This is a genomic window from Salinisphaera sp. C84B14, assembly GCF_040361435.1.
Taxonomy (GTDB): domain Bacteria; phylum Pseudomonadota; class Gammaproteobacteria; order Nevskiales; family Salinisphaeraceae; genus Salinisphaera.
Genome location: NZ_APNL01000041.1, coordinates 1 through 3,852, shown reverse-complemented (window position 1 = coordinate 3,852; position 3,852 = coordinate 1). Strand labels below are relative to the sequence as shown.

Here is a 3,852-nt window from a genome sequence, read left to right as displayed (position 1 = left end):
TGGCCCCATCGATGTATCGAGGAAGGAAAGTCATCGATGCATAGTGGCAAGCGGATAGATCGCGTTCGCATGTTCTTGCGCGCGGGAGTTCAGCAACTCGGTTGACTCATGATCAGCGGTGGATGATTTCCCGTTACTGGTCGGTAGCCGGACCTTGCCATACGCGATAGCGCTCAGGGGTATGCTCGCAGATTGCATTACGGAATTTCTCGTCACGGTCGTTGTAGCGTTTCGGGTAGCGTGTGTGGTACCTTCCAACGCATGCCGTCGTCCCGCACCAATCTACAACGACTTGTGGCGATAGTGCTCACAGTGATTGTGGCACTGAGTGCGCAGGCGTGGGCGAGCCACGTGGATTGGCCGTCATCTGATGGCGAAACGTACTCTCACGTTGAGTCCACTGCGGTAGATGGTGCCGATTCCGGCGTTAGCGCTGAACATAATGATCACTGCAGCCATGCATCCGCTCACTTGGTAGGAATACAAAGTGGCACGCCGGATATGGATGTCCACAAGGTATCGTCGCGTAATGGACGGCACCGCGATCTTTATCGCAGTTTGGCTCACACCCCCCTAGTCGACCCCCCCATAGCCTGAATCTTCTTCGCCGGGCGCTGCTTCATTGCAGGCGCCTCTTCTATTGCGATGAGGATTCACAATGTATTTCCCCCGTTTTCTCCCGGGCAAAGCTGCCTGTGGACTTTGCATGCTATGGGTTTCGCTGTCCGCCTCCGCGGTCATGCAGATACCTCAACCTCTGACTCTCAATGCCGCCCTGAATTGGGCGAGCGAATATAATCCGACGCTGCGTTCGGCTCGTCTGCGTATCCAACGCCTCGGTGGCGAGGCCATTCACGCGGATGTCCCTGTGCCATCTAACCCGCGCTTGGAACTGGAAGCCGGCCAGCGCGATCAGCCGAACGGCTCAAGTACCGACATCGGTATTCAGCTCAGCCAAGAATTCTGGATAGCCGGGCAGGGCGGTCTACGCGAGGACGCCGCGACAAGTAGGTTGGGCGCCGCTCGAGCTGATTACGATTTCCTGGCGGCCACAACGACGGCGCGTGTGCGTGCGGCGTTCCTTTCTGTCTTGGTCGCGGAGCAGGCGGTAAACACCGCCGAGCGCGTCGTTGATACCAACGAGCAGCTCGAGACTTACGCCAGGAAGCGACTCGACGCAGGCGCAGGTACCCGAATCGAATCCAATGCAGCTCGTCTCGGGTTGCAGCGAGCACGTGCATTCGCCGCCGCGGCCCGGGATACCGCGACCCAAGCGCGGCTGGAACTCAAGGACCTGCTCGCGATCGATCCCACGCGCCGGCTCGCCATCAAGGGCGATCTGAGTTTTGCGCTGCTCGATATGCCGGCTCGTGATCGCTTGCTGACGCGCGCTGTCGAGCGGCGCACGGATTTGCAGGCCGCCGCGTCACGTGTGATTGCCGCTCGAAAGGAATTGTCGCTCGCCAATCGCGAAATCATACCGAACCTCACCGTGTTCGGTTTTTACCGTGAAGAAGCGGGTGGTCGTGACAAAGGTGGCTCGGATATCACCGGTGGCGGTGTTGGTTTCGAGCTGCCGCTGCTGGATCGCTATGAAGGCGAGCGCCAGATTGCGACCGCTGATCTAGCGCAAGCACAGCTCGATCAGGACAACCTTCAGCGCGAGGTTCGACTGCAGGTGCTTTCGGCCATCAGCGCATATGACGCCGGGCGCGAACGAGCAGATGCGCTAAGTGATGCGGTTTTAGAGGCCGCGGAGAGTTCTCTGGAGCTCACCCGACGCTCATTCGCAGCCGGCAAGGTAGGGGCAACCGCAATTACCTCCGCTCAGAACAACCTTTTTGATGTCCGCCGCGACTATCTCGACGCGCTCGGCGCGCTGGTTACGGCCGGCACCGACCTAGAGCGCGCCACGGGTGGTTTGCTCGTGATGGACAGCCGCGGAGCATCGCAATGAATAGACAGAAACCCATGAGTCACATCCGAATCCCCGTTCTACTGGTCGCCGCGATTCTCTTGCTAACGGGCTGTAACTCCAATAGCGCCGACGCCGAAGGGCCACAGGCCGCCGGGTCGGCGCAAGCGCAAGAAAGCGATCATGCAGATCAAGACGAAGCCCGCCACGAAGGAGAGGAACACGGCGACGCCGAAAAAGGCGCACACGAATCAGCTCAGGGCGAAGGCAAAGGTGGCCACGAGGGGCACGGCGAAGAAAATCCGGATCGCGTCAAGCTCAGCGCCGAGCAATTTGAGCAATTGGATATCGCCACCGGCCCGGCAGAGAGCGGTACGGCGAACGCGTCGATCCAAGCCCCAGCGACTCTGCATTTCGATGCTGACCGCGTCGCTCGTGTGGGCCCGCGATTGCAAGCCAAGGTGGTCGAGGTATCGGCGGATCTGGGTGAAGCAGTATCGCGCGGTGAAACGCTTGCAGTACTCGATAGTGTCGCCTTAGGCAAGGAAAAGGCGGCATATCTCACCGCGGCCGCGCGCTTTAACACGCGCCAGGCCGCCTATGCGAGAGACCGTAAATTGGCTGCGGATCAGATCGTGAGTGATTCGGATTTGGCCGAGTCTCGTGCCGCATACGAACAAGCCAAGGCCGAGCGCCGTGCCAAGCGTGCCGAACTCAAGCTCTATGGCCTCGACAATGCAGCGGTCGATGCCATTAGTAGTGGCGGGGACGAGCCTTTGTCGCGACTTGAGTTGGTCGCGCCCCGCGACGGCGTTATCGCGAAACGCGATCTGGTTGCCGGCCAAACGCTGAGTGCTAACGAAACACCAATCCACGTCGTGGACAACACGCGGATGTGGTTGATGATCGATGCGGCCGAGCAAGCGCTGCCGCACTTAGAAAAAGGCCAGGAAGTGCGCTTCACCGTGCGGCCACTGCCGGATGAAACCTTTGTGGGCACGATCGACTGGATCTCGCCACAGCTCGACGAACAAGCCAGAACGGTACGTGTCCGCGCTGTCGTCGAAAATCCCGACGGTTTGCTTAGAGCCGGCATGTTTGCAGACGCCAACATCGACGCCGGGGCGTCTAGCGGTGAGCGCTCACGCATTGCGCTCGTTCCCGTGGACGCGGTGCAACAAATCGGTGAGCGTGAAGGCGTGTTTGTGCCCGCCGAACACGAGGGTGCTTACACGTTTCAACCGGTAAGTACCGGCGCAGAAAACCAAGGCCAGGTAGAAATCCGGGAAGGGATTCGAGCTGGTGACACCCTGGTCGTGCGGGGCGCATTCGATCTTAAAGCTGCACTCACCGCCGGTGGCCGTAGCGCCGCACACGGCCACTAGGAGGGCGCTATGATTAACGCAATTATTCGCCTGGCTATGGCGAACCGGCTCATGGTGCTCGTCGCAGTCTTCGCGCTAGCTATCGGCGGCTATTTTTCGCTGCGTGCACTACCCGTTGATGCATTTCCGGACGCGACGCCGGCCCTCGTACAGGTATATACCGCTAGCGAGGGCCTGTCGCCGGTGGACATTGAAACGCTGGTCTCCTATCCGATCGAGATCAGCATGTACGGGCTGCCGGGCCTCGAAAAAGTACAGTCCACCTCGATTTTCGGACTGTCGCGTGTCGATGTCTATTTCGAGGACGGCACGGATATCTACTTTGCCCGCCGGCTCGTGAACGAACGGTTATCAGAGGCGCGTCGCAATATTCCAAGTGGTCTAGGCGAGCCACAGCTCGGGCCTATTACGACAGGTCTTGGCCGGATTCTGATGTACACGGTCGAGAACGAGCAGGGTGCGAATTACTCCCTTACGGAAAGACGGACAGCACAGGATTGGCTGATCAAGCCACAGCTGCGCACGGTCGATGGTGTCACGGGCGTGCTCTCG

At 59.6% G+C, this 3,852-nt stretch carries 3 protein-coding genes; all 3 read left to right on the top strand.

From position 1 onward, the window contains the following. Positions 1-658 precede the first annotated feature (658 nt). Positions 659-1,957, top strand: coding sequence for a TolC family protein (locus C84B14_RS17920; RefSeq protein WP_353226109.1), 1,299 nt, complete (start codon positions 659-661; stop codon positions 1,955-1,957). Next, a complete protein-coding gene (locus tag C84B14_RS17915; RefSeq protein WP_353112665.1) occupies positions 1,954-3,300 on the top strand; it encodes an efflux RND transporter periplasmic adaptor subunit in 1,347 nt (448 codons plus the stop codon). Before C84B14_RS17920 ends, C84B14_RS17915 begins: the two co-directional genes overlap by 4 nt. Before the next feature lie 9 nt (positions 3,301-3,309). Beyond that, the coding region (locus tag C84B14_RS17910; protein ID WP_353226107.1) for an efflux RND transporter permease subunit at positions 3,310-3,852 on the top strand (543 nt) is incomplete at its 3' end.

What these genes read in the sequence shown, in the direction of transcription:
- C84B14_RS17915 (WP_353112665.1), top strand. Translation starts at nt 1,954, where the DNA reads ATGAATAGACAGAAACCCATGAGTCACATCCGAATCCCCGTTCTACTG.
- C84B14_RS17920 (WP_353226109.1), top strand. Translation starts at nt 659, where the DNA reads ATGTATTTCCCCCGTTTTCTCCCGGGCAAAGCTGCCTGTGGACTTTGC.